A 25350-nucleotide genomic window follows, 5' to 3' on the forward strand; every position below is an offset into this window, starting at 1 on the left:
CCGGGAAATCCGTCGCGGGGCGGGAAAATATTTTTTGCTGTGGAAGCGCCGGGCGGAAATCGCGCAACACGGCGGCGTGGATCGTCAGCGGACAACGACCGCGCGATTCGCCGGAACCGGCGCACGCATGACGCACGAGCGGCGCACGAGCGGCGCGCAGATCGCGCGCCGCCCACGCGCGGCTTACTCGCTCGTCGACGCGTCCGGTTTCTTCTGCAGCCTCGGCGGCAAACGCCAGTTGCCGCTGTGCTGCAACCCGTCGACGAACTTCGCGCGCTCGTCGGGCGTCAGCGTCGCCGCGAAATCGACGACGCTGCGCTCGACCTGCGCACGCATCGCAGTGTCGGCCGCGCGCGTGCGGTCGAGCGCCGCATCGATCGCCGCGCGATCGAGTTGCGGCGCGGCGAGCAGGTCCAGCACGGTGATCCGGCCGTCGCGCCCTTCGCGCGCGAAGTCGCGACCGCTCTTGCGAGCCGCCTTCAGCGCCGCGGCGAATTCGCGCTGCCGCGCATCGGGCAAGCCGTCCGCCGCGAAACGCAACGCGGTGCGCGATGCGGGCGCGCCCGCCGCGTGCCCGTCGCGGTGAGTCGAGAACCATTGATACGCGCCGCCGCCGATCGCGCCGAGCATGAACACGTTCAGCACGACCGAGCCGACGAGGGTGAATTTCCAGCCGCGTTCGGTCATTCGTCACTCCCGTCCACGCTCGGACCGCCAAACGTCGTCGTCAGATAGCCCGGCTCGTGCTGCGCCGGCGACGCGCTGCCGAGCATCAGCATCGACACGGCCACCGCCCCCGCGAGCGCGCCGGCCAGGCCGACGCCCGCGAACGCCGCGCCCGACCACCATACGGCGCCGCGCCGGCGGGCGCGCTGCGGCGCGGGCGCCGTCGCGACGATGCGCTCGACGAGCGCCGGCGCCGGAGGCGCGACCGTGTCGTACGCGAGCCACGCATCGAGGTCGGCCGCATCGTCGAGCGCCAGCAGCGCTTCGCGCGGGTTCGCGTGCGCCCACGCCTCGGCGGCCGCGCGCTCGCCGGCCGGCCAGCGCCGCGCGTCCGAGCCGTACGCGGCGACGATGGTACGAAATCGTTCGGGTGTCATCGCTTGTCCTCGCTAGGTGGGTCGCCGGCCAGTTGCGCGCGCAGGTTGCGCCGCGCACGGGCGAGCAGGCTTTCCAGCGCATCGACGGTGATGCCCATCAGGTTGGCCGCTTCCACGTTCGACATGTCCTGATAGTACTGGAGCACCAGCGCTTCCCGCTGCCTCGGCGGCAACGCGGCCAGCGCCTGCCGCACGCGCGCATCGCGCGAACGCAGTTCCGCATGCGCGGCCGGCTCCGGTTGCGGGTCGGGCACGTCGGGCAGCGTATCGACGGGCGCCTCGCGCCGGCCGCGCAACCGGTCGTAGCACAGGTTCAGCACGACGCGATGCAGCCACGTGTCGAAGCGGGCTTCGCCTTCGCGCCAGCGCGGCGCCTGGTTCCAGATTCGCAGGAACGTCTCCTGTGCGACGTCCTCGGCTTCGCTCCGGTCGCCGAGCATGCGCGTCGCCAACGCGAGCAGCCGCGGCAGCTTGCGCGCGACGAGCACGCGCACCGCCGACGCATCGCGCGCGCCGACGCGTGCGACGAGTTCCGCGTCCGGATCGCGGTCGCCGCGATCGCTCAACGCCGCCTGCTCCGTCGCGCGGCGCGTGCGCGCCGCACTGTCACGGCGGCGGGACCCGCCGCCCGGCTGAAGCTCATCGTCGTGCTCTCCTTGCATGCGTCGGGCCATCGCCGGACGGCGCCATGCCGACGGTGCGTCGACGCCGCGCGCGTCGCGCCCGGCATCGCACACGGTGCCGGCCGAGCCGGATTCATCGACATCCGGTTCGCGCCGCATGTCGATCCTCGCAGCCCGCCACGCGAGCGTGGGCCGGCGCGCTCAATATACGACGACCGGCGCGGGCCGGTAATACACCGGACGGGCCGGCACCACGACGCAGCCGGCCAGCGCGATCGCCGCGGCCGCCAGTATCACGATGATTCGAAAAGGCATCGCTTCGACTCATGATGTTGCGTGAAAAATCCGCTGCGCCGGCATCGCGTGCCGCGCGGCGGCCTGCACGTCAGGCCCAGTGGCCCGGCACCCAGCGCCAGGCCGGGCCGCGCGCGGCCCAGTGTCCGGGCACCCAGTGGTAACCGACCCGCACCACTTGCCAGTGGCCCGGAATCCACACGTAGCGGCCCTGCCGCCAGTGCCAGTGGCCCTGATCCCATACGTAACCGGCACGCGGCGCCGGCATGACTTCGACGCGCGGCGGCGGCGGCGCGTGAGGCGCGACGATGACGGCCTGCGCGAATACGGCGGACGTCGCGAGCGCAGCCAGGCATCCGACGGCCAATCGCAATGGAACGGAAAGTTTCATGAAAGACTCCGAAATAACGGGCATCGACCGGAAGCGGTCGTTCATGCGTTAAACGGAGCGGACGGGAGAAATCCGTCGCGGTATCGGCAAATAAATTTCGGAGAAAGTGAACGGGCGCGGGAGCGGACCGGCAGCCACGACGCGCGCCTCTGCACATCGGCGGCCGCAGGCGCAGGGTTGCGGCACTGTCACAACGCGGCAAAACTGCCCTTCGACAATGCACGCGACCGGGATCCCGCTCGTTTCCGGCCCACGCCCCGGCCGTGCGCGCGCATGGCCGCGCGGTTCCGCGTCTCGCGCCCCATCAACGAAAAACACCGACCATGTCGAACCAGGACACTCTCCCTGACCAGCCGAACGAGCCGGCCGCCTCCGTGTCGCGTCGCGGCTTCCTGAAACTCGCCGGCGTCTCCGGCCTCGCCACCGCCGCCGGCGGGCTCGCGGCAGCCCGCGCCGCCGCGTCGAACCCGGACGGCACGCCCGAGCAGGTTCACCTGACGTGGGGCAACGACCCGACGTCCGAAGTCGTGATCTCGTGGGCGTCGCTCGCACCGGCCGTCAATCCGCGCGCGCGCATCGTCGCCGACGGCGAGCCGGCGCGCACCGTGCATGGCGTCCAGCGCCTGTACACCGACGGCCTGAACGGCGAGACCGTGTTCGCGTACCACGCGCGCGTGCACGGGCTGAAGCCGGATACGCGCTACCGCTACGAGATCACGGCCGACAACGACGGCAATGCGGCACAGCCGTTCTCCGCGCACTTTTCGACCGCGCCGCGCGGCCGGGCGCCGTTCCGTTTCACGAGCTACGGCGATCTCGCGACGCCCAACGGCGCGTGGGTGCTGTCGTCGCCGCAAAGCCGCTTCGCGGTGCAGGCCGTCGAGCAGTTCCAGCCGCTGTTCCACCTGCTGAACGGCGACCTCTGCTACGCGAACCTGAACCCCGCGCACCAGCCCGAGGTGTGGCGCGATTTCGGCAACAACAACCAGACGTCGGCCGCGAATCGCCCGTGGATGCCATGCCCCGGCAATCACGAGATCGAGTTCAACAACGGTCCGCAGGGGCTCGACTCGTATCTCGCCCGCTATACGCTGCCGGAGAACGGCACGCATTTCCCCGGCCGCTGGTACAGCTTCCGCGTGAGCTCCGTGCTGTTCGTGTCGCTCGACGCCGACGACGTCGTGTACCAGGACGCCGCCGCGTTCGTCGGCGGCCCCGCGCCGCTCGTGCCGGCCGCGAGCACCGGTCGCCCGCCGATCGAGCCCGGCACGTCGTTCTACGTGCGCGGCTACAGCAACGGCGAGCAGACGCGCTGGCTCGAACGTACGCTGCGTCACGCCGCGCATGACGACGACATCGACTGGATCGTCGTGCAGATGCACCAGGACGCGCTCAGTTCGTCGAAGACGGGCAACGGGTCCGACAAGGGCATTCGCGAAGCGTGGCTGCCGCTGTTCGATCGTTACGGCGTCGATCTCGTGCTGTGCGGCCACGATCACGACTACGAGCGCAGCTATCCGGTGCGCGGCTGCAATCACCGCGCGGGCGTCGACGCGAAGACCGGCGAAGTGGTCGAAACGCTGCAGCCGCGCCCGGTCGGCTCGAACGATCCGAACCGTACGACGTTCGACACGAGTCACGGCACGATCCACCTGATCCTCGGCGGCGGCGGCACCAGCGCGCCGCTCGACGTGTACGGCGAAAACCCGTCAACCGGCTTTGCGCAGGCGAAGGTGTTCACGAAGCCGAACCGGCCGGTGCCCGGCACCGCGCCGAACACGTTCGTGCGCCAGCCGGCCGATGCGCTCGAGGATGCGATCTGGTCCGCGCGCCGCGATACCGGCACCGGCTACGGGATCGCGGTGTTCGATCACGATCCGGGCAAGCCGGGCGGCCACACGACGATCACGATGCGCTACTACCACGCGCCGGGCGCCGACCAGCACCCGACCGCGCAGTACGAGCTGTTCGAGACGATCGAACTGAGCAAGAAGCGGCACGAGCGGTGACCGGGCGGGCGCCCGCTGCGGCGGGCGTCTGACGCTTCGATCGCCCGGCTCGTTGCGCGCGCAACGTGACGGGGCGATCAGGATGCCGCGATTCGCGAAGCACCGGTCGAACGTCGCGCGCGGCATCGCCACGTTTTGCTGCGTGCGCACGTCGAACCCGGACGGGTTGTGGAACAGCCAGTCGCCCGTGTCGCGGTTGGTGCCGAACACGAGGACCCGATGCCCGCCGCGCGACGGCGGCTCGAAACCGTCGTGCCGGATGACAAGGCGGCCCTCTCTTGGTGGTTTCGTGAAGCCGGCACGCGGACGTCGACACGGTGAGCTTCGCCGATCCGGCGGACCCCGGCGGCAATTCCTCGAGTACTCGGCCGAATTCGACCTGAAGCGCATCGTGCTAGAGTGCGGCGGCAAGAATCCGGCGCTCGTGCTGCCCGATGCGCCCGATCTCGACGCGGTCGCGCAGCCGATCGTCGACGGCGCGTTCCGGAGCATGGCGGGCACTGCCCGGCGCCGTCGCGTCATCCGAAATCGAATTGGCATGTTGAAACAGGCAGCAAGCATGAAACGCAAGAACAAGGCAACGCTCATCGGGCTCGGTGCGGTGCTGCTATGGGCCTCGGTGGTCGCGCTCGTTCGCGGCGTCAGCGAAAGCCTCGGCGCGACCGGCGGCGCGGCGATGATCTATACGGTGGCGTCCGTGCTTCTGCTGTTCTCGATCGGCTTCCCCGACCTGAGCCGATTCCCGAAAAACTACCTGCTGTGGGGCGGGCTGCTGTTCGTGTCGTACGAGCTGTGCCTGTCGCTGTCGATCGGCTATGCGAGCAACGGTCGGCAGGCGATCGAAGTCGCGATGGTCAACTATCTGTGGCCGAGTCTCACGCTGGTCGCCGCCATCGCGTTCAACCAGCAGCGCGCGAACCTGCTGGTCGTGCCCGGCGTCCTGCTGTCGATGCTCGGCATCTGCCGGGTGCTCGGCGGCGACCAGGGGCTCGATCCGGCCGGCATGCTGCGCAACGTCGCGGACAATCCGCTCAGCTACGGGCTGGCGTTCGTCGGCGCGCTGATCTGGGCCGGCTATTGCACGGTGACCGCGCGCATCGCCGACGGCAAGAACGGCGTCACGCCGTTCTTCATGCTGGTCGCCGCGGTGCTCTGGATCAAGTTCGCGATCGAAGGCGGCGGCGGCATGACGTTCAGTTTGCACGCGGTCGGGTATCTCGTGCTGGCGGCGTCGGCGCTCGGCTTCGGCTATGCGGCCTGGAACACCGGCATCATGCACGGCAACGTGACGGTCATCGTCGGCGCGTCGTATTTCACGCCGGTGCTCGCCGCCGCCGTCGCCGCCACGCTGCTGCACGCGCCGCTGTCGGCCGAGTTCTGGCAAGGCGCGTCGATGGTGTGCGGCGGCTCGATCCTGTGCTGGCTCGCGACGCGCAGCCGCCGTGACAAGGCCAGGCCCGTGCGGATCGTCAACGAGGCCGACGGTAGCTGCCACGGGTGACGAGACCCGGTGCCATCGTCAATTTTGCGACTCCAGCGCGATCCGCACGGCCAGCCCGGCCAGCACCGTCCCCATCAGCCAGCGCTGAACCACCGCCCAGAGCGGCCGCCCCGCGAGAAAACCCGCGATCGAACCGGCCGCGCACGCGATCAGCGCGTTGACGCTGACGCTCACCGCGATCTGCACGCAGCCGAGCGCCAGCGATTGCGCGAACACGCTGCCGTGCCCCGGCACGATGAACTGCGGCAGCAACGACAGATACATCACCGCGATCTTCGGGTTCGCGAGGTTCGTGACGAAGCCCATCGTGAACAGCCTCACGCGGCTGTCGTGCGGCAACTGCCGGACCTGGAACGCGGAGCGCCCGCCCGGCTTCAGCGCCTGCCACGCCAGGTACGCCAGATACAGCGCGCCGGCAACGCGCAGCGCATCGTACGCATACGGCACGGTCATCACCAGCGCGGTGATGCCCACGGCCGCGCACACCATGTAGAACACGAATCCCAGCGCGACGCCGCCGAGCGACACCAGCCCGGCGCGGCGGCCCTGGCAGATCGAGCGCGAAACCAGATAGATCATGTTCGGCCCGGGCGTCAGCACCATGCCGAGCGACACGAGTCCGAACGCAAACAGGGTGGGCAAGGCTGGCACGGCGCACTCCTTCAGGGCAACGATCACGAGGTCAGAACAATGTATTGCATGTTGACCTTCGCCATCGTGAATAAACTGCAAGCGCCCCATGAGCGCCGTTCATCGTGTCCGCCCGTCGCTATCTGCCCTTTTTCGCACGGGTCCGGACCGTCTTTTCCGCCTTCGCGCGTTGCGCGTCGACGAGCCGTACGAACGCGTCGGTGACCGCGTTGCCGGCGGTATTCCACGCCAGTCGCACCGAGCGATGCAGCCGTGGCGACAGCGCCAGCACGCGCCCGCCGAACGGCGTGTACGTGAGCGTGATGCGCGGCACGATCGACACGCCCATGCCGGCCTCCGCCATCGACAGGATCGTGCGCATCTCGACCACGTTGAATGCGGGCCGAAGCGGCGCGCCGCCGCGCGCGAAGTAATCCGCGATCACCGGCCCGCATCCCGCCTTCGAGAAAATGAACGGCGCCGCGGCCAGCTGCCGGGCCGACACGCTCTTGCGGCCGGCGAACATGTCGTCGGCCGCCACCGCGACGAAATCCTCGTCGAGCAGCGGCAGGTGGTGCGCGAACGTCTTCGCGCCGGCCACCACGCCGACGTCGGCCGTGCCGTCGTCGAGCCACCCTTCGACTTCGCTGTCCGTGCCTTCGAGCAGCACCGCCGATACGCCCGGGTGCATCTCCTTCAACGCCTCGATGGCGGGAACGACGAACGCCAGCGACACGCTCGGCAGCGACGCAACCACCAGCTTCCCTTCGAGCTTGCCGCGCGACAGGCTGAACTGCTGGCGCAGCATCTGCGCTTCCCGCACCACGCTCTGGACATACGGCCACAGGCGTTCGCCGGCCGCCGTCAGCACGACCGGCTGCCGGTCGCGCCAGAGCAGCTTGACCTGCGTGAGGTCCTCCAGCTCCGTCAGCGCATGGCTGATCGCGGATTGACTGCGACTGAGCCGGTCTGCCGCGGCCGTCAGCGAGCCGAGTTCGACCACGGCAGCGAGGGCCTGCAACTGGGCGAGCGTCATCGGATTTCCTCGTTCGAAGGTATGTATGCCGCGCATGAGACGGCCGATTCACTTGAATTATATTGAACCGGTGCGACGGTTATGCAGCCGACACGCGCACCGCGCCATCCGCGAGCCGAATGCCAGATGCAACGCTCGGGTAAGATGCGTGATCGAACCGCCGCGTCGATGCAGGCGCATCACGCTGCACGACGGGCCGGGCCGCACAACCGGCCGATCAGGTTCGCACCGATCCCGAACACCTTGCGTGCACGATGCACGCGACCGCCACGGGCGCCGTCGACGACGCTCGCTGCCGGCTACGCCGTGACATGCCATTCCATGATGCATTTCAATCTGACTGAAGGGGTGCTGGTCTCCAGCCTGCAGGGGCTCACCGCGTTCGAACTGGCCGGCATCGCCGTCGCGCTGCTGCTCGGCGGGATGGCCAAGGGCATCACCGGCATCGGCGTGCCGCTGATCGCGATGCCGATCCTCAGCCAGTTCCTGCCGATCCGGCATGCGGTGCTGCTGCTGTCGATGCCGATCATCCTCGGCAACATCCCGCAGGCGCTGGAAGGCGGCCAGGTACTCGCGACGGCACGCAAGATCGCGGCCCCGATCGCCGGCACCGTGATCGGCAATGTCGTCGGCGTGGCGATCCTGCTGTCCCTCAATCCCGGTCACGCACAGGCCGCCTCCGGCGCGCTGCTGATCGTGGCCGCGACACTGATGCTCGCGGCGCCGAAGCTCGACCTGCCGCAAGCGTGGCAAAAGCCCGTCGGTTTCGCGCTCGGCTTCGGTGCGGCGCTGATGGAAAGCATCGCATCGGTGCCCGGCCCGCTGCTCGCCACCTACCTGATTTCGTCGGGCGCGACCGGGCGCGTATTCACGAAGCAGATCGCGATCATCCTCGTGGTGTCGATCGTCACGCTGATCACGACGTTCAGCGGCGCGGCGCACGCGAGCGGCGCCGACCTCGCGATCTCGGCGGCCGCCAGCCTGCCGGCGATTGCCGGCATGTGGCTGGTTCGCCCGCTGCGGGACAAGATGTCGCCCCGGATCTTCAGGATGGTCGTCCTGCTGTTCGTGCTCGTCGCGGCGGCGCAGATGATCTGGAAGTCGGGCGTATTTCGGCACGGCGGATCGGCCACGGCCCAGACGGGTGGTGTGCACGCGACCCAGCCGTCGATCGCGCATGCGTTCTGAAAGCTGCCACGCGTAGTATGCGCAGACCACCCGGCGTATCGCTCCGACCGACAGCGCGGACGATACGCGGCCGGCTTTGCTGCACGTACGCTGATACCGATGTCAGCATGGCCATGTCGTCAGAGGCAAGAAATGGAAACGTATGTATTGCTGGGCTGCGGATTGGGCCTTGGCCTGTTGATCGCGATCTGGGGCATCTGGTCGCTCCGCTGACGCGCGGCGGCCCCGTCCGCGCGCAAGGAATCCGTCTGGAGCAGGACGCGAAACCGTTGTGTCGATGAACGGTTCCGGTCGATTTGATTCGCAGTCCGATTCGGCCTGCCATCGCCCGCCTCCGAGCCGTCGGCCATCGCCGCCGCCCGGCACGCAGCCCGTCCGGCCCCGCGCCCTGCTCCATTCCCGAAGACGCGTTAGACTAGTCGGATGGAACAATGCCGTTATTGCCAGAGAATCCGCGATGAATGGGATTGCCACGGCGACGAATGCCGCCGGGCAATCGCCAAGGCGCTGCGCCGGCAGCGCGCCGGCCTGCCGATGGTCCCCGACCGCATCCGCAACGAGCTGCCGTCCGGCGCGCCGACCCAGCAGGTGATCGCCGTCCTGTCCCGCCAGCGCCTGCGCGCGCGGCGCGGCAACGAAGAACGCCGCGAGCGCAAGGAAATCGACGACGACGGGGTCTGATCCGACAGCCTCGCCGCTTCGACGCGATATTCGGCGGCCCTTGCCGCCGCGCGCATGCCCGTGCGGCCCCTCTGTTCACGCTCCCGCCAATTGCTTGCAATCCCCGCAATACCGAATGGGGACGGAAGACGTTCGTCTCGAAATTATTACCTCGAGCGCAACGATCTTTCACTCAAACTCGCGTTTACCCTAGGTGAAGCGACGCCTACGATGTAATCAACCGCTGACGACATGGTGTCGAACGCGGAAAGCCAATAAACATCGGAGGTCATCATGAAATCGCTCGTTTCCGCAGTCGTTGCCGCCGCCGCCCTGTCCGCGTCGTTCGGCGCATTCGCCCAAAGCACCGTGACCCGCGCCCAGGTGCGCAACGAACTGGTCCAGCTCGAAAACGCGGGCTACAAGCCCAGCCAGTCGAGCCCGTACTACCCGGCCGACATCCAGGCCGCGCAAGCCCGCGTGCACGGCATCGACAACAGCGGCGCCGGCTCGCAACCGGCCGCGACCGTCGAGGGCGGCGCACCGGTCGTCCGCGCGCAGAACCCGCGCGACTCGGTCTACTTCGGCCACTAAGCCTGCCGCTGCGCGCTTCGCACCTGCAGCCCGCCCATGCGACGAGCCCGTCCCGCGACGGGCTCGTCGCGTTTCGGCCCGCGGTCAGCGGCTGCCGCCGGATGCGACGCGGCCAGTCTCGTCGGGTGCGCCGCTGCGCACCAGATCCTGGTAGCGCACGCACACGCACTGCGGGGACGCCTTCGCCGCGTACATCGCCGCGTCGGCCTTGACGAGCAACTCCTCGGCCGACGCGCCATCCGCCGGAAACTCGCTGACGCCGATGCTCGCGCCGACGGCCATGCGCCCTTCGTCGAACTCGAGCGCCTCGGCCATCACGATCTGGATGCGCGACGCGACATCGCCGATCACCGCCGGCGAACGCACATCCGACATCAGCACGATGAATTCGTCGCCGCCCAGCCGCGCCACCATGTCGCCGCTGCGCAGCACCTGGCTCAACCGCTTCGCGACTGCAACGAGCGTACGGTCGCCAACCGAATGCCCGTGCTGGTCGTTGATCTGCTTGAAGCGGTCGAGATCGACGAACATCACCGCCAGCCCCTCGCGCACCGCGGCCGCATGCCGGATCGCGGCATCGAGATGCTCCATGAACAGCAGGCGGTTCGGCAGGCCCGTCAGCGGATCGTGGCCGGCGAGGTGCGTGAGCTCCTGCTGCTTCGCGCGCAGCATCGCGACCTGTGTGCGAATCTCGACGCGCATGCTGTCGAAACAGCGCGCGAGCACGCCGATCTCGTCGGCCCGCGCGACCGGCAGCCGTTCGGCGGCCGGATCGTCGAACACGTGCGTGGCGGCACGCGCCAGCGTCTGCAACGGCCGCGTGATCGCCCGCGCGAACAGGATCGCGAGGATGACCGCCAGCAGGCTCGATACGAGCACCATCCTGACGATCCGTTCGCCCAGCATGCCGGCCGGCGCGAGCACGTCGGCGAGCGGCCGGCCCATTCCCAGCACGACGAAGCGGTTGCCTTCGTCGTGTCCGAACGGCGTGCGGACGAACGCGAACATCTGGCCGGGCGCCGCATCGGGCTGCGCAAGGCCATTGAGCGTCACGTTCATGCGTCCGCTGTCGAACAGCGCGCGCGTGACGGCAAAGCGATCCTGCATCAGCACGCGCCGGCCGCGATCGAAGCCGAACGTCTGTTCCGGATCGGGATGCACGAGAAAATCGCCCCACTCGTTCGCGAGATAGACCGCATAGTCGTCCGGCAAATCGCGTTCGAGCCGGTCGAACACGCGCGACAGCTCGACGTCGACGACGAGCGCGCCGACCGTCTGGCCCGCTGCGTCGACCACCGGCGTGCCCACGCGCAGGATCGGCAGCCCCTCCGCCGCGTGCGAGCCCGTCTCGTGATTGACCACGATCGGCGACAGGTAGATGTGGCCAGGCGCCGTCGCGAGCGTATCGAATACATAGGAGAACTGCCCTTTCTCCTGGAATTCGCGTTCGGGCAGCACGACGATGCCGCGCGCATCGCGATCGAGGCGAATGCGTTCGATCCCGAAATGCCCGCGCGCGATCAGACGGATCTGCAGGTATTCCGCGTGATTCCGCATGAAGCTGTAATACACCTGTTCGAGCCGCATGCGGCGCGCGTCGTCCGGATGGTCGGCGCCCGCGACGAACGCGGACGACGGCAACTGCGCGAGCACGAGCGCATCGTCGGCGACGTCGGCGAGCGCGGTCGTGAAGCGCTGCCCGAGCAGTTGCGTCGACATCAGCAGACTGTGCTGCGCCTCCTGCACGAGCATCGCGCGGTTGGCGCGATACGCGTAGTAGCCGGTCGTGCCGGACGCGATCACGCCGATGCACGCGAACAGCACCGACAGCTTCGACGTGAGCCCGAGCCGGATCATTTTCCGAACCGCTCCGGCCGGTCGCCCGACACGATGCGGCCCCACAGCGATTCGCGGCGCGCGATGTCCTCCACGGGCTGAAGCCATACGAGATGCTCGTGCCCGGTGTCGAGGCCGCGCGGCGGCTCGAGCGTGTTCGCGAGCCCCTGGCGCTCGGTCAGCAGCGCGCCGATCGCCGGTTCGAGCATGTAGTTGATCCACGCGAACGCGAGCTCGGGACGCAGCGCGCCGCGCGTGACGGCCCAGCAGTCGAGCCACGCGAGCGCGCCTTCGTCCGGGATCACGTAGCCGACGTCCGCGCCGGCGCGGCGCAACTGCTCGACCTGCTGCGTGCCGTAGTTGCCGAACATCAGCGCCGCGCGATGCTGGACGAACAGCGCGGTCGCCTCTTCCGGAAGCGTGTAGTAGGTCAGCAGGTTGCGGCGCAGGTCGATCAGCTTGCGCGCGACGGCAAGCGTCTGCGCGGGCGACAGACGGAACGGATCGGGATAGCCGAGCGCCAGCGCCGTGAACGAGAAATTGTGCTGCGCGCTGTTGAAGTCGAGCACCTTGCCGCGATAGCGCGGATTCCACAGTTCGCGCATCGAGCGCGGCGCGGCCGGCACCTGCTTGCGGTCGTAGATCAGCCCCATCGACGAATAGGTGAACGGGACTGCGTAGGACGCGCCGTCCTGCACGAGGCCGCCGATCATCGCGAGCTGCTGGAAATTCGGCAACTGCCGCCGCCGGTTCGGGATGCGCGACAGGTCGACCGGCGCGAGCAGGTGCTCATGCGCATAGCGCTGGATCTCGGCCGTGTTCGCGGCCAGCACGTCGTACGGCGGCGGCGAGGCGCTGTGCAACCGCGTCCACAACGCTTCGTCGGAATCGACCAGCGTCACTTCCACACGCACATGAAACTGCGCCTCGAATGCGCTGACGATATCGCTGTCCGCATAACCGGGCCACGCCAGCACGCGCAGCACGTTGTCGTTGACGGTTTCGGGTGAGGCGGCGACGGCCGGCGGGACGGGCGCCAGTAAGCCTACCGTCAATATGACAAGCAGCGTACGCACGGCGCGGCGCGCGCGCGTGCCTGCGCCGATTCCCCTGATCAATCGGACCCCGCGTGAATCGCCCGGCTGCATTCGACTGTCCTTTTTCGAGTCGATGCGATATCCCGCAACGAGACCATAAAACGCAGGGTCACGCAATCGGAACAAGCCGCACACGGCGCATATTCATTGGCCTTGCGACTGAATGCGACGCAGTTACCGGGGCCTGCATCGCGGCGCGAATGCAAGCATGCGCGGATACGCGAAGACGAACGTCAGCGCCAGGCCTGCGTGAATTCCGCGATCACGCGCGACAGGTGCGCGCGCATCGCGTCGCGCGCACCGTCCGCGTCGCGCGCCATGATCGCCGCGAAGATCCGCTGGTGATCTTCCTGCGACGCTTCGCGCAGCGCGGTCGAGTGAAAGTGCTCCTCGATCTTGTCCCACAGCGGATCGCTGCGCGCGCAATCCCACATCGCCGTGACCATGTGCAGCAGCACCGTGTTGCCGGTCGATTCCGTGATTCGCAGGTGGAACTGGCGATCGGCCGCGTCGTAGGCGGCCTTGTCGTTCATCTGCTCGCGCATCGTCGTCAGCGAGAAAAACAGGCGGTCGAGATCGGCATCCTTGCGTTCGGTCGCCGCGAGCGCCGCGACTTCCGCCTCGATCAGCCCGCGCGCGCGCAGCGTCTCGATCGGCCCGGGGCCGCGCGGGACTTCGAACGTCACCGGCCGCGCGGCATCGGCCGCCGACACGTAGATGCCCGAGCCGATCCGCACCTCGACGATCCCCTGCACCTCGAGCGCGATGATCGCCTCGCGCACCTGCGTGCGGCTTACGCCGAACTGGTCGGCCAGGCTGCGCTCCGACGGCAGCCGCGCACCGGCTTCGAACGCGCCGGCGGCCACCATCGCGTGAATCTGCCGCGCAAGGCCGATATAGGAGCGGTCCGCGGCATCGGTGTCGCGGCTGGCGGGCAGGCTGGAAAGATCGGTCATCGGAAGGCTCGCAACAGGCTGGCGGGCGCCGCTGCGGCGCCGGATCGTCAAAATGGTACACCAATTTGGCGACACCCCGGCTCGCCCGTTGGCCGGCCTCGCCTGACGCTTTCGGAAACGTCACACGGGCCGACGCTTGCCCGAACAACTGGTAAACCACTATCCCTCAAAACTGGCATACCAATCATAATCCGCACACCGACGACGGGCCGGCACGCTGCCGCCGCGCTCGTCCAACGCATGAACCGCCAGCCAGGAGCCGCTCCAGTGAAGATGTCTTTCCGTTGGTACGGCGAGTCCGATCCGGTCTCGCTGCAATACATCCGCCAGATCCCCGGCGTCACGCACATCGTGTCCGCGATCTACGACGAACCGGTGGGCGAAGTCTGGCCCGCGCACAAGATCGAAGCGCTGAAGACGACGATCGAACGCGCCGGCCTGCAGTTCGACGTCGTCGAATCGGTGCCGGTGCACGAGGACATCAAGCTCGGCAAGCCGGGCCGCGACCGCCTGATCGACCACTACCGGCAGACCATCCGCCATCTCGGCGCGGCCGGGATCCGCGTCGTCTGCTACAACTTCATGCCCGTGTTCGACTGGACGCGCACCGAGCTGTCGAAGACGCTCGACGACGGCTCGACCTGCCTCGCGTTCAGCACCGACGCGGTCGACCGGATCGATCCGAACGACGGCATCGCGCTGCCCGGCTGGGATTCCAGCTACCGGCCCGAACAGTTGCAGGCGCTGCTCGCCAACTACCGCGACGTCGACGAGAACGCGCTGTGGGCCAACCTCGAATACTTCCTGAAGGCGATCATTCCGGTCGCCGAGGAAGCCGGCGTGAAGATGGCGATCCACCCCGACGATCCGCCGCGCCCGATCTTCGGGCTGCCGCGCATCGTGAAGAACCGCGACGATCTCGCGCGGATCGTGCGTCTCGTCGACTCGCCCGCGAACGGGTTGACGCTGTGCTCGGGCTCGCTCGGCGCCGGCCCCGAAAACGACGTCGAAGCGCTCGTGCGCGAGTTCGGCGCGATGGGCCGCATCCATTTCGCGCACATCCGCAACGTGAAGGTCGACGCGAACGGCGATTTCGAGGAAACCGCGCATCTGTCGAGCTGCGGCTCGCTCGACATCGCCGCGATCGTGAAGGCGTACCACGACACCGGTTTCACCGGCTACGTGCGCCCCGACCACGGCCGCATGATCTGGGGCGAGACGGGCAAGCCCGGCTACGGCCTCTACGACCGCGCGCTCGGCGCGGTCTACCTGAACGGCCTGTGGGAAGCGCTGGCGAAGTTCGACCGCGCGCCGCAAGCGTCGCAGTAATTCGCCTTTCGAGGCGGCCGGCGCAGCGGATCGCCGGTCGCCCGCCACGACATTCCGCGCGGAGACACCGCCATGCCACGCATCCGATGGGCCATGATCCTGATGTGCTTTCTGGCCAACGTCATCAACTTCATCGACCGCGCGAACCTCGCGATCGCGGCGCCCAGCATCCGTGCCGACCTCGGGCTCGACGCGGTCGGCATGGGGCTCGTGCTGAGCGCGTTCTTCTGGACCTATGCGTTCCTGCAGTTACCGGCCGGCTGGTTCATCGACAAGGTCGGCGTGCGCGTGAGCCTCGCGCTGGCCGTCGGCTGGTGGTCGGTGTTCACCGTCGCGACCGGCGCCGCGCGCGGCCTCGCGCAACTGGTCGGCGTGCGGCTGATGCTCGGCGTCGGCGAAGCGGCCGCGATCCCGTCGTTCGCGAAGGTCGCGTTCAACTGGTTCCCGCGCAGCGAGCGCGGCCTCGCCAGCAGCATCTTCGACAGCGGCTCGCGCGTCGGCTCCGCGCTGTCGCTGCCGCTCGTCGCGTGGCTGATCTCGCTCGTCGGCTGGCGCGGGTCGTTCGTGATCACGGGCGGCATCGGCATCGTGTGGGCGCTGGCGTGGTGGTTCGTCTATCGCGACCCGGAACGCTATCGCGCGATCGCGCCGGACGCCGTCGATGCGCTGCTCGCGCAACGCGGCGCGCCGATGGTTGCGGCCGCAACCGACGGCCCGAAGGTGTCGTGGCTCGACCTGTTCCGCTACCGCACCGTGTGGGGGATGATGATCGGCCTGTTCTGCCTGAACTTCGCGATCTATTTCTTCATCACGTGGTTCCCGAGCTACCTGCTGCAGTCGCGCGGCTTCTCGCTCGCGTCGCTCGGCACGTGGGGCATGCTGCCCGCGCTGCTCGCGATTCCCGGCGGCTGGCTCGGCGGCTACGTGTCGGACAGCCTGTTCCGCCGCGGCTGGAGCGCCACCGCCGCGCGCAAGACCTGTCTCGTGCTCGGCATGCTGCTGTCGTCGTCGATCGCGCTGTCCGCGTTCGTCGAAAACGTGTGGGCCTGCCTCGGCCTGTTCGCACTCGCATATGCCAGCCTGTCGTTCGCCGGCGCCAACGTATGGACGCTCGTCGGCGAAGTCGCGCCGACGCCCGCGCACGTCGCGTCGCTCGGCGGCATCCAGAACTTCGCGGGCAATCTCGCGGGCATCTTCATCACGACCTTCACCGGCGTGATGCTGTCGATCACGAAAGGCTCGTTCGTGGTGCCGCTCGCGGTGGCCGGTGCGCTGTGCGTGGTCGGGGCGTTGTCGTACCTGTTCGTGGTCGGCAAGGTCGAGCCGTTGCCGCCGCTGCGTCGCGGCGGCAGCGGACGGAATGTCGAGCCGAACGCGGCGTGACGCGGCGGGACGGCGCGGCCGAAACACCCGCGCTTTCCTTTTCGGGCCGCGCATCGGACAATGAGCCGCGCCCGCCGGCGCGGCGCCGCTCCGGCCCGCGTGCGGCGACGCAGCGCTCCGCCCACGCCGATGAAACGCTACGAAACCCTCGCCCATACGATCGCCGACGACATCCGCAACGGCAACCTCGCCGTCGGCACGCGCCTGCCGTCGTTGCGGCAGATCATCGCGCAGCATGGCGTGAGCCAGTCGACGGTATTTCGCGCGTATTACCTGCTCGAACAGTGGGGGCTGATCCGCGCGCGCGAACGCTCGGGCTACTACGTCGCGCCGGGCGCGCAGCCGGCCGCGAGCCCGGCAACGAAACGCCGTACGCGCCGCACCGACGCAACCCGCAAGGTCGACATCAGCAATCTCGTGTTCTCCGTGCTCGATGCGGCCACGCAGCCCGGCATCGTGCCGCTCGGTTCCGCGTTCCCGGCGCCGCAGCTGTTTCCGCTGCCGCGTCTGGCGAAGTCGCTCGCGCAGGCCACGCGGCTCGTGAGCCCGTGGAGCACGGTCGTCGACCTGCCGCCCGGCAACGAGGCGCTGCGCCAGCAGATCGTGCGGCGCTATCTCGCCACCGGCATCTCGCAGCCGATCGACGAACTCGTCGTCACGAACGGCGCACTCGAAGCGCTGAACCTGTGCCTGATGGCGGTCACGCGGCCGGGCGACGTCGTCGCCGTCGAAGCGCCCGGTTTCTACGCGGCGCTGCAGGCGATCGAGCGGCTCGACCTGCGCGCGGTCGAGATTCCCGTCGATCCGCGCACTGGCCTCGACCTCGCCGCGCTCGCGAACGCGCTCGACCGGCACGACATCCGCGCGTGCTGGTTCATGACCAATTTCCAGAATCCGACCGGCGTCACGCTGACCGCCGACAAAAAGCGCGCGCTCGTCGAATTGCTCGCGGCGCGCAATGTGCCGCTGATCGAGGACGACGTCTACGGCGAACTGCATTTCGGCCCGGACTATCCGCTGCCCGCGCGCGCATTCGACCGTCACGGCCTCGTGATGCACTGCAGCTCGTTCTCGAAGACGCTCGCGCCCGGCTACCGGATCGGCTGGGCCGCCGCCGGCCGGTTCGCGGAGAAAGTGCAGCGGCTCAAGCTGATGACGACGCTGTCGGCCAGCATTCCCGCGCAGGCCGGCATCGCGAACTATCTCGAGCACGGCGGCTACGACCGGCACCTGCGCGTGCTGCGCGGCGCGCTGCACGCGCAGCTCGACCGGATGGACGACGCGCTGCGGCGCTGGCTGCCGGCCGGCGTCGAGTGGGTGCGGCCGGAAGGCGGGTATTTCCTGTGGCTCGCGTTTCCCGACGCGATCGACGCGATGGCGCTGCATCGCGAGGCGATCGCACGCGGCATCAGCTTCGCGCCGGGTCCGCTGTTTTCGGCCGCGCACGGCTTCGAGCGCTGCGTGCGCGTGAACTTCGGCCATCCGTGGAGCCGCGACATCGAGCGCGCGATCCGCGTGCTCGGCGAACTGGTCGCGCAGCCGTCGGTCCGCAAGGCCGGCTGAGCGCGCAGGAAGCGCGCCGCGCTGCCGGTGTCGCGGCCATGCAGCCGATCCGCGCGCGGGTTACATTGCAGGTCCAACCGCCCCTTCACGATTGCCCATGAGCCCACTGCCTTACCTCGATTACGACGCGCTGCTGACACTGACGGCAGAAGCGGCGCACGTCACGCAGCCGTGCACGTGCACCAAGACCTCGCTCGCCGGCTGGACGACCCTGCCGCTGTCGCTGCCGGACACGCAACTGCTCGAAGTGGCCACGCTCATGCCGCCGGGCGATGCCGAGCCGACCTACGCGGAATATCATCCGGCCGGCACGCACTATGCATCGGACGACGCGCCGATCGCGCCGCGCCATTTCCCGTACAACCGCTGCACCGTCAGCCGCTGCCGCCCGTGCGGCCGCCTGTTCCTGCGCTACCAGGAAGGCGGCGGCTACTTCATCGACCAGCGCATCCGCGCGCTCGATCCGGCGCTCGTCGTCGACGCCTGACCGCGCTCACGGGCATGCACGCATGCCCGGCCTGCGCCGGCGCCCCGCCGGCCATCTGCTGCGCCTTTTCCGTCCCGATCTGCTGCTTGTCCCGCCGCACCGCGTTCCCTACGCTGTCTTCCGTTGCCTGACATCCGTCGCAACGCCCTGCCGCGCCGCGCGCCCTGCGCGCCGCGGCGCCTCTCGCGTATCACGTCATGTATCGATATACCGATTTCGACCGGGCGCTCGTGCGCAGCCGCGCCGCCCAGTTCCGCGACCAGCTCGAACGCTGGCAGCAAGGCACCCTCGGCGAGGATGCGTTCCGGCCGCTGCGCCTGCAGAACGGCTGGTACGTGCAGCGCCACGCGCCGATGCTGCGCGTCGCGGTGCCGTACGGCGAGCTGTCCAGCGCGCAGCTTCGCGTGCTTGCGCGGATCGCGCGCGATTACGACGTGCCCGACGACGCCACCTACCGCGCCGCGTGCGACGCGCAGGCCTTGCTCGGCACGTTGCGCCTGCCGACCCGCAGCGCGCACTTCACGACCCGCACCAACGTGCAGTTCAACTGGATTCCGCTCGCGAAGGCGGCCGACGTGATGGATCTGCTCGCGACCGTCGACATGCACGGCATCCAGACCAGCGGCAACTGCATCCGCAACATTTCGTGCGACGAACGCGCGGGCGTCGCGCCAGACGAGATCGCGGATCCGCGCCCGTTCGCCGAGGTGATGCGTCAATGGACGACGCTGCACCCCGAATTCGCGTTCCTGCCGCGCAAGTTCAAGATCGCGATCACCGGTGCGACCGAGGACCGCGCGGCGACCGACTGGCACGACGTCGGGCTGAAGCTCGTGCGCGACGACGCGGGCGCGCTCGGCTTTCGGGTGAGCGTCGGCGGCGGGATGGGCCGCACGCCGATGATCGCGACGCTGCTGCGCGCGTTCCTGCCGTGGCAGCACGTGATGAACTACATCGAGGCGATCGTCCGCGTGTACAACCGCTACGGGCGGCGCGACAACAAGTACAAGGCGCGGATCAAGATCCTCGTGAAGACCGAAGGGCAACGCTACATCGACGACGTCGAGGAAGAGTTCCGCCAGATCGTCGACCTCGACGGCGGCCTGCACACGATCCCGCAGGCCGAATTCGAGCGCGTCGCCGCGTCGTTCGTGCCGCCGCGGTTGAAGCCGCGCACGCTCGACCTCGCCGACGCGAATGCGCGCGTCGCCGCGCAGGCGAGCCGTCATCCGGCGTTCGCGCGCTGGCTCGCCCGCAACGTCGCCGACCACCGCGACCCGGCGCTGCGCATCGTCACGCTGTCGTTCAAGCGCCGCCTGCAGGCACCGGGCGATGCGTCGCCGGAGCAACTCGACGCGCTCGCCGAGCTCGCCGACCGCTTCTCGGCCGGCGAGGCCCGCGTCACGCACACGCAGAACGTCGTGCTGCCGTGGGTCCACGTCGACGACCTGTTCCTGCTGTGGGAAAACGCCCGCGCGATCGGGCTCGCGAGCGCGAACGTCGGGCTGCTGACCGACATGATCGCGTGCCCGGGCGGCGATTTCTGCGCGCTCGCGAACGCGCGCTCGATTCCGGTCGCCGACGCGATCGCCGAGCGCTTCGACGATCTCGACCTGCTGCACGACGTCGGCGACATCGACCTGCACATCAGCGGCTGCATCAATTCGTGCGGCCATCATCACAGCGGCCACCTCGGCATCCTCGGCGTCGACAAGGACGGCGCGGAGTGGTACCAGGTCACGCTCGGCGGCTCGGACGGCTCGAGCGCGAGCGGCCCCGCGCGGCCGGGCAAGGTGATCGGCCCGTCGTTTTCGGCGGACGAGATCGTCGATGTCGTCGACGCGATCGTCAACGCCTATCTCGATGCGCGCATCGACGCGAACGGTCGCGGCGAACGATTCGTCGACACGGTGCGCCGCATCGGCACGGAACCGTTCAAGGCCGCCGCGAACGCCGCACGTCATCAGGAAGAGCCGGCATGAAGCACGAGACCTCGAACCCATCCGCACGCATCCGGCTGCTGACGCCGGCCGAGCACGCAGACGACACGCAGCAGCACGACGCGACGACACTGACGATCGGCAACGACGAGGAACTGCCGCCGCTGGCCGCACGCATCGCGCACGCCACGCGCATCGACCTGCAGTTTCCGTCGTTCACCGACGGCCGCGCATACAGCCAGGCCTACCTGCTGCGCAAGCGCTACGGCTTCGCCGGCGACCTGCGCGCGACCGGCGACGTACTGGTCGACCAGTTGCTGCTGATGGAACGCACGGGGTTTTCGAGCGCGGTGCTCGGCGACGCCGCCGATCTCGCGGTCGCACGGCGGCAGCTCGACCGGTTTCCGGGCTTCTATCAGCGCGATGCGCGAACGGTCATGCCGCCGCGGGACGCGGCGGCGCAGCCCGGAAAATGAAACGGGCGGCTCGCTGGCCGCCCGTCCGATGAACCGAAAGCAAACCGGCCGGCGCCTGCCGTCACGCGGGCGCCGGCCGATGTTCAGCGCGCCGCCACCGGCTTGCCGAACCCGCCGAGGATCTTCTTCTCGAGCGCGATGTAATCGCGGCCGAAGTGATGATCGCCCTGCGTCCTGATCACGTCGGCGCCCGTGTTCGCGAGCGCCGGACACATCGTGTCCGTCTCTTCCGCGCCGTAGAAGCACTGCACGAGCGCCGGCGGCACCTTCGCGATTTCCGGCGCGACCTTCAGCGCCTTGTCGCTCGCGGGCATGCCGAGCCAGCCCGTCACGCGGATCTGGAAATCGGCCGACGGCGCGAAGCCGAGCAGCGACACCACCGCGACCTTGTCGCGCAGGTCGGCCGGCAGCCGGTTGTACGCGAACGGCATCACGTCCGCGCCGAACGAGTAGCCGACCAGCGCCACCCGGCCGGCATGCCAGCGCGCCATGTAGGTGCGCATCACGCGGGCCAGATCGCGGCTCACCTGCGCGGGCGGCTTCTCGCTCCAGAAATAACGCAGGCTGTCGATGCCGACCACCGACACGCCGTCGCGCTGCAGCGCCTCGGCGATCGTCTTGTCGAGATCGCGCCAGCCGCCGTCGCCCGAAATCACGATCGCGAGCCGGTCGCTGCCGCCCTTGGCCGGCAGCTCGACGAGCGGCAGGTCGGAGACGTCGAGCTCGTCGCTGCCGCCGGTGGTGTCGCGCAGGTGCGGCGTGACGAGCGACACGAGCTTCGCGGTGTCGCCCGCGGCAGCCGTTTCGACGAAGCCCGGCATCGCGCGTCGCACGATCGTCGGATCGGGCGGGCACGGCTTGAAGCGCGGATCGAGCTTCGCGGCCGGACCGACCGCGACGACGCCGGCGATCGTGTTCTCCGGCGCCATCGCGAGGATCTGCTTCGCGATCGCGCCGCCCTGGCCCACGCCCGCGACGATCGGCGTGAAATAGCGCGACGACTGCGCGAGACGTTCGAGCTGATGGCTGACCGCCTCGGCGTCGCCGTCGAGGTGGTGGCAAGTCTCCTGCTTCGCGGCGAGATTCGCCGCGTAACGCGCGGAATCGACGCCGACCGTCATCGCCCCGGCTTTCGCGAGCGCGTCGGCCGCCTGCTGATCGGCGGCCCGCCAGCCGCCCTCACGCGAGAACAGCACGACGAACCCGCGCAGCGGCCCGCTCGGCCTGGTCACGGTCACGGGCCCGTAGCGGCCGCCGGACACGGTTTCGGCTTTCACCGCGGCCGGCTGCGTGGCGCACGCGGCGCCGGCCAGCATCATTCCCGCGCAGGCGGCTGCCGCCCGCGCGATACCCTTCTTCGACATCATGAACGCCGACCTCCAGCCAGCAATGACAGATCCGCCAGCGTGACGAACACGCCGACCGAGCCCGAGGCCGCGAGATAACGCGGCTCCCAGTGCGGTTCGAACTTGCTCTTGAAAGCGCGCAAGCCGCGGAAGTTGTAGAAGCGGCCGCCGAAGCGCCAGACCATCAGGCCGAGCCGGTGGAACGGCGACGGCATCTTCGCCGCCCCCATCCCCGAGAACGGCGCGATACCCAGGCTCAGCTTGCGGAACCCCGCTTCCTTCAGATGCAGCGCGAGCTGCGTAAACAGATACTCCATCGCGTACGGCGAAGCCTCCGGCAGATGGCGCATCACGCCGACCGTCGCCTCGGTGTTGAGGTCGGTCGTCATGAACGTGACGAACGCGATCGGCTTGTCGGCCTGCCGCACCAGCATCACCGACTGCGTCGCGAGATAGCCGTCGTGGAACGCGGCCACCGAGAAGCTCTTTTCGCGCGCATCGCGGCTGTCGAGCCAGCCGTCCGAGATGCCGCGCAGCGCCGGCAGCGCGGCCGGCACGTCGCCCGGCGCGATCACCTCGACCGTCAGCGCATCCTTGTCGCCGCGCCGCAGCGCATAGCGCAGATGCGAACGGTTCGATCCCTTCAGGTCGAACTGGTCGAGCGCGATGTGCGCTTCCTCGCCCAGCTTCATCAGCGTGAGCCCCGCGTCGAGATACAGCGGCAGCGCGTTCGCGCGCACCTGGTAGAACGCCGCGCGGCCGCTGTGCGCATGCGCGAGCGCAATGAACTTGCTGATCAGCGCCGGCCACTCTTCACGCGGCCCGACCGGGTCGTGCAGCGCGGCCCACGTGCGGCCGTTCTTCGCGTACATCAGGAACGCGCGCCGCGACTCCGAGAACAGGAACGACTTGTCGCCCATCAACGCCAGGCCCGCATCGCTGCATTCCTGCGCGCGGATGATCTGCTCCGCGTCGACCAGATCCTGCTCCGCGGGCTTCACGAACCGCCCGGGCGCCGGGCGCAGCAATTGCCACAGCGCGAACAGCGCAACGAACACGCCGGACGCGAGCGTCGCGCGCAGCGCCCGCGGCGCACGCGCGTCGAACGAGAAATGCGACCACAGCTCGCGCGTGTAAGGCACGTCGCGGAACGCGAAGAACAGCACCCACACGGCCAGCATCAGCACCATCGCGACCGACACGAACCAGCTGACGGTGAAGCGCTCGGCCAGCAGCGACGAATGACGATTGAAGCGGCGGCGGCTGACGAGCAAAAGCACGAGCAGCGTGCCGAGCACGCCGGCCTCGACGAACGCGAGACCCTTGGCCAGCGACAGCGCGAGGCTCGCGAGCGTCAACGCGAAGGTCATCCACCACGCGCCGTCGAGCCGGCGCAGCAGCCCGCGCGCGACGAACAGCAGCGCGACGCCAAGCACGCTGCAGATCACCTGCGAGCCTTCGAGCACCCACAGCGGCACGATGTGGCGCAGGATCGCGATCCGGTGCCAGAACGCGGGCGTCGCGCTCGAGATCACCAGCATCCCGCCGACCGCGAACGTCACGAGGCTCAGGAACACCGGCGCGAGCTGCGACACGCGCACGGCCTGCCGCGTCACGAGCCGGCGCCGCAGCGCGCGGCCCTCGAAGCCGGCCAGCAGGCCGGCCGACAGCACGAGCGGCACGCCGAAATAGATCGCGCGATACGCGATCAGCGCGGCGACCATCGCGTGCGCGGGCACTTCGCGACCGAGCGTGAAGACCATCGCCGCCTCGAACACGCCGATCCCGCCCGGCGTATGGCCGATCATCCCGAGCAGCAACGCGGCCGCATAAACGGTAATGAAGGTCGGGAAGCCGACCGGCGCTGCCGGCAGCAACACCCACAGCGTCAGGCCCGCGGCCACCACGTCGAGCACCGCATAGACGACCTGCGCGACGAGATCGCGCCGCGCCGGCACGTCGAACGACAGCCATTTGAAGCGCGTGACGACCGGGCGCGCGGTGTTGCCGCACAGCGCGACCAGCGCGGCAAGCGCGACGAGCAACGCGGCGCCCGTCCACGTGAGCACGCCGGGCGCGACGTGCAGCATCGCGGCGAGCGCCTCCGGCACGCAGACCATGCCGACCGCCGTCATCAACACCATCGCGAGCGCCAGCGTGCCGCTGGTGAACACCGTCATCCGCCCGATCTGGGCCGGCGTGACACCCGACACACCGTACACGCGCGCACGCACCGCGCCGCCCGTCAGCGCGCCGAAGCCGGTCGCATTGCCGAGCGCGGAACCGGCAATCGCGCCGATCCACAGCGCGACGCGCGGCACCTTGGCCGCGACATAGCGCAGGCCGACCGCATCGCGGGCGACGAGCGCGAGATAGCTGAGGGCCGTCGCGGCCAGCGACGCGCCCCACTCGGCGACGGACATGTGACGCAACTGGCGGATCACCGACCGGTAGTCGACGGATTCCGACAGATGCTGGAAAACCACGATCAGCAGCAGGCCGATGCCGAGCGCGAGCAGCGGCGACAGCACGCGCTCGTTGCGGATCAGCGCCCGGGCACGGGCGATCACCGCCGCGGCACGGCCGGGCGAACCAGAGTGGCGGGAAGACATAACGTGTTCAGTGGTGGTGCATAGCGTGCCGCGGCGCGGGTTGGCCGGCGGCGACGTATCTGGTTGTTCTGCATGGGCGGCCGGCCGAAGACGGGCTCGTGGCGCCTGGATCAGAACTTACGAGTATACGGAATTAATATTACAGAATCTTTCACGTCGGCTTTGTGCGGATTTGTGGTGTCTCTCGCATCAAAACGCATAAAGAAACCGTGCGTCCTACGAACGCAAGGTGCGCATCATACCGGGAACCGGGGCGGTTTTTTCATCGGATGAATGACTTGCGATGCATTTGGGAG

The 25350-nt window shown here is 68.9% G+C and carries 22 protein-coding genes and 1 pseudogene; 12 read left to right on the plus strand and 11 right to left on the minus strand.

Annotated elements, in window-relative coordinates; translation table 11 throughout:
* Positions 1 to 183: 183 nt before the first annotated feature.
* The 4 genes from H0X91_RS23100 to H0X91_RS23115 form a co-directional block, all read right to left on the minus strand.
* Complete coding sequence (locus tag H0X91_RS23100; protein WP_006483702.1) at positions 184 to 687, minus strand: periplasmic heavy metal sensor; 504 nt, start codon at positions 685 to 687, stop codon at positions 184 to 186.
* Entirely contained in the window at positions 684 to 1103 is a 420-nt protein-coding gene (locus tag H0X91_RS23105) for a hypothetical protein (RefSeq protein ID WP_006494754.1), read from the minus strand. The genes H0X91_RS23100 and H0X91_RS23105 overlap by 4 nt, the downstream gene beginning before the upstream one ends.
* Positions 1100 to 1885, minus strand: a complete 786-nt coding sequence (locus H0X91_RS23110; RefSeq protein WP_077021739.1) for an RNA polymerase sigma factor — start codon at positions 1883 to 1885, stop codon at positions 1100 to 1102. Before H0X91_RS23110 ends, H0X91_RS23105 begins: the two co-directional genes overlap by 4 nt.
* Before the next feature lie 226 nt (positions 1886 to 2111).
* Positions 2112 to 2411, minus strand: a complete 300-nt coding sequence (locus H0X91_RS23115; protein WP_060263996.1) for a YXWGXW repeat-containing protein — start codon at positions 2409 to 2411, stop codon at positions 2112 to 2114.
* Between the two features lie 323 nt (positions 2412 to 2734).
* Between H0X91_RS23115 and H0X91_RS23120 the strand changes: the two genes are divergently transcribed.
* The 3 genes and pseudogenes from H0X91_RS23120 to yddG all read left to right on the plus strand — a co-directional run bounded on the left by H0X91_RS23120 (position 2735) and on the right by yddG (position 5921).
* Entirely contained in the window at positions 2735 to 4420 is a 1686-nt protein-coding gene (locus tag H0X91_RS23120) for a purple acid phosphatase family protein (RefSeq protein ID WP_006485997.1), read from the plus strand.
* Between the two features lie 259 nt (positions 4421 to 4679).
* A pseudogene (locus H0X91_RS35025) lies at positions 4680 to 4853 on the plus strand (hypothetical protein); the annotation flags it as partial.
* Positions 4854 to 4979: 126 nt separating this feature from the next.
* A complete protein-coding gene (yddG, locus tag H0X91_RS23130) occupies positions 4980 to 5921 on the plus strand; it encodes an aromatic amino acid DMT transporter YddG (protein WP_143272892.1) in 942 nt (313 codons plus the stop codon).
* Between the two features lie 18 nt (positions 5922 to 5939).
* On the opposite strand, the gene H0X91_RS23135 is transcribed toward yddG, so the two are convergent.
* Positions 5940 to 6572, minus strand: a complete 633-nt coding sequence (locus H0X91_RS23135) for a LysE family translocator (RefSeq protein ID WP_084752139.1) — start codon at positions 6570 to 6572, stop codon at positions 5940 to 5942.
* Positions 6573 to 6690: 118 nt separating this feature from the next.
* Positions 6691 to 7587, minus strand: a complete 897-nt coding sequence (locus H0X91_RS23140) for a LysR family transcriptional regulator (RefSeq protein WP_034202272.1) — start codon at positions 7585 to 7587, stop codon at positions 6691 to 6693.
* A 321-nt stretch (positions 7588 to 7908) separates the two neighbouring features.
* Between H0X91_RS23140 and H0X91_RS23145 the strand changes: the two genes are divergently transcribed.
* From H0X91_RS23145 to H0X91_RS23155, 3 genes are all read left to right on the plus strand, one after another.
* Positions 7909 to 8775, plus strand: coding sequence for a sulfite exporter TauE/SafE family protein (locus H0X91_RS23145; RefSeq protein ID WP_046337914.1), 867 nt, complete (start codon positions 7909 to 7911; stop codon positions 8773 to 8775).
* 423 nt (positions 8776 to 9198) lie between these two features.
* Positions 9199 to 9456, plus strand: a complete 258-nt coding sequence (locus tag H0X91_RS23150; RefSeq protein WP_006478949.1) for a hypothetical protein — start codon at positions 9199 to 9201, stop codon at positions 9454 to 9456.
* Positions 9457 to 9729: 273 nt separating this feature from the next.
* Positions 9730 to 10029 carry a DUF4148 domain-containing protein gene (locus tag H0X91_RS23155; RefSeq protein ID WP_006486001.1) on the plus strand — a complete coding sequence of 100 codons (300 nt, stop codon included), beginning with the start codon at positions 9730 to 9732 and terminating at the stop codon, positions 10027 to 10029.
* Between the two features lie 84 nt (positions 10030 to 10113).
* Here the strand turns inward: H0X91_RS23155 and H0X91_RS23160 are convergent, their stop codons facing one another.
* From H0X91_RS23160 to H0X91_RS23170, 3 genes are all read right to left on the minus strand, one after another.
* A complete protein-coding gene (locus H0X91_RS23160; protein ID WP_058903190.1) occupies positions 10114 to 11886 on the minus strand; it encodes a sensor domain-containing diguanylate cyclase in 1773 nt (590 codons plus the stop codon).
* Positions 11883 to 13013, minus strand: a complete 1131-nt coding sequence (locus H0X91_RS23165; RefSeq protein ID WP_060211163.1) for an ABC transporter substrate-binding protein — start codon at positions 13011 to 13013, stop codon at positions 11883 to 11885. Before H0X91_RS23165 ends, H0X91_RS23160 begins: the two co-directional genes overlap by 4 nt.
* Before the next feature lie 182 nt (positions 13014 to 13195).
* The gene (locus H0X91_RS23170; protein WP_058903192.1) at positions 13196 to 13918 is read right to left on the minus strand and encodes a FadR/GntR family transcriptional regulator; all 723 of its coding nucleotides are present in this window, start codon (positions 13916 to 13918) and stop codon (positions 13196 to 13198) included.
* A gap of 267 nt (positions 13919 to 14185) precedes the next feature.
* On the opposite strand from H0X91_RS23170, the gene uxuA reads away from it, so the two are divergent.
* The 6 genes from uxuA to H0X91_RS23200 all read left to right on the plus strand — a co-directional run bounded on the left by uxuA (position 14186) and on the right by H0X91_RS23200 (position 21096).
* Positions 14186 to 15247 carry a mannonate dehydratase gene (uxuA, locus tag H0X91_RS23175; protein ID WP_196433379.1) on the plus strand — a complete coding sequence of 354 codons (1062 nt, stop codon included), beginning with the start codon at positions 14186 to 14188 and terminating at the stop codon, positions 15245 to 15247.
* A gap of 72 nt (positions 15248 to 15319) precedes the next feature.
* Positions 15320 to 16630 (plus strand): MFS transporter, encoded by a 1311-nt coding sequence (locus H0X91_RS23180; protein ID WP_043204671.1) that lies wholly within the window; start codon positions 15320 to 15322, stop codon positions 16628 to 16630.
* 129 nt (positions 16631 to 16759) lie between these two features.
* A complete protein-coding gene (locus H0X91_RS23185; RefSeq protein WP_084751494.1) occupies positions 16760 to 18193 on the plus strand; it encodes an aminotransferase-like domain-containing protein in 1434 nt (477 codons plus the stop codon).
* A gap of 97 nt (positions 18194 to 18290) precedes the next feature.
* Positions 18291 to 18680 (plus strand): hypothetical protein, encoded by a 390-nt coding sequence (locus H0X91_RS23190; protein WP_196433380.1) that lies wholly within the window; start codon positions 18291 to 18293, stop codon positions 18678 to 18680.
* A 197-nt stretch (positions 18681 to 18877) separates the two neighbouring features.
* Complete coding sequence (locus tag H0X91_RS23195; protein WP_196433381.1) at positions 18878 to 20662, plus strand: nitrite/sulfite reductase; 1785 nt, start codon at positions 18878 to 18880, stop codon at positions 20660 to 20662.
* Positions 20659 to 21096: a DUF934 domain-containing protein gene (locus H0X91_RS23200; protein ID WP_006486022.1), complete on the plus strand. Its 438-nt coding sequence runs from the start codon at positions 20659 to 20661 to the stop codon at positions 21094 to 21096. Before H0X91_RS23195 ends, H0X91_RS23200 begins: the two co-directional genes overlap by 4 nt.
* A gap of 83 nt (positions 21097 to 21179) precedes the next feature.
* Here H0X91_RS23200 and H0X91_RS23205 read toward each other — a convergent pair whose 3' ends face one another.
* Together H0X91_RS23205 and mprF are read right to left on the minus strand one after the other, a co-directional pair.
* The gene (locus tag H0X91_RS23205) at positions 21180 to 22463 is read right to left on the minus strand and encodes a virulence factor family protein (protein WP_048988131.1); all 1284 of its coding nucleotides are present in this window, start codon (positions 22461 to 22463) and stop codon (positions 21180 to 21182) included.
* The gene (gene mprF / locus H0X91_RS23210; protein ID WP_059720808.1) at positions 22460 to 25054 is read right to left on the minus strand and encodes a bifunctional lysylphosphatidylglycerol flippase/synthetase MprF; all 2595 of its coding nucleotides are present in this window, start codon (positions 25052 to 25054) and stop codon (positions 22460 to 22462) included. The genes H0X91_RS23205 and mprF overlap by 4 nt, the downstream gene beginning before the upstream one ends.
* Positions 25055 to 25350 lie beyond the last annotated feature (296 nt).

Origin of the sequence: Burkholderia sp. 9777_1386 (assembly GCF_015712265.1) — a bacterium.
GTDB classification, from domain to species: Bacteria; Pseudomonadota; Gammaproteobacteria; order Burkholderiales; family Burkholderiaceae; genus Burkholderia; species Burkholderia cenocepacia.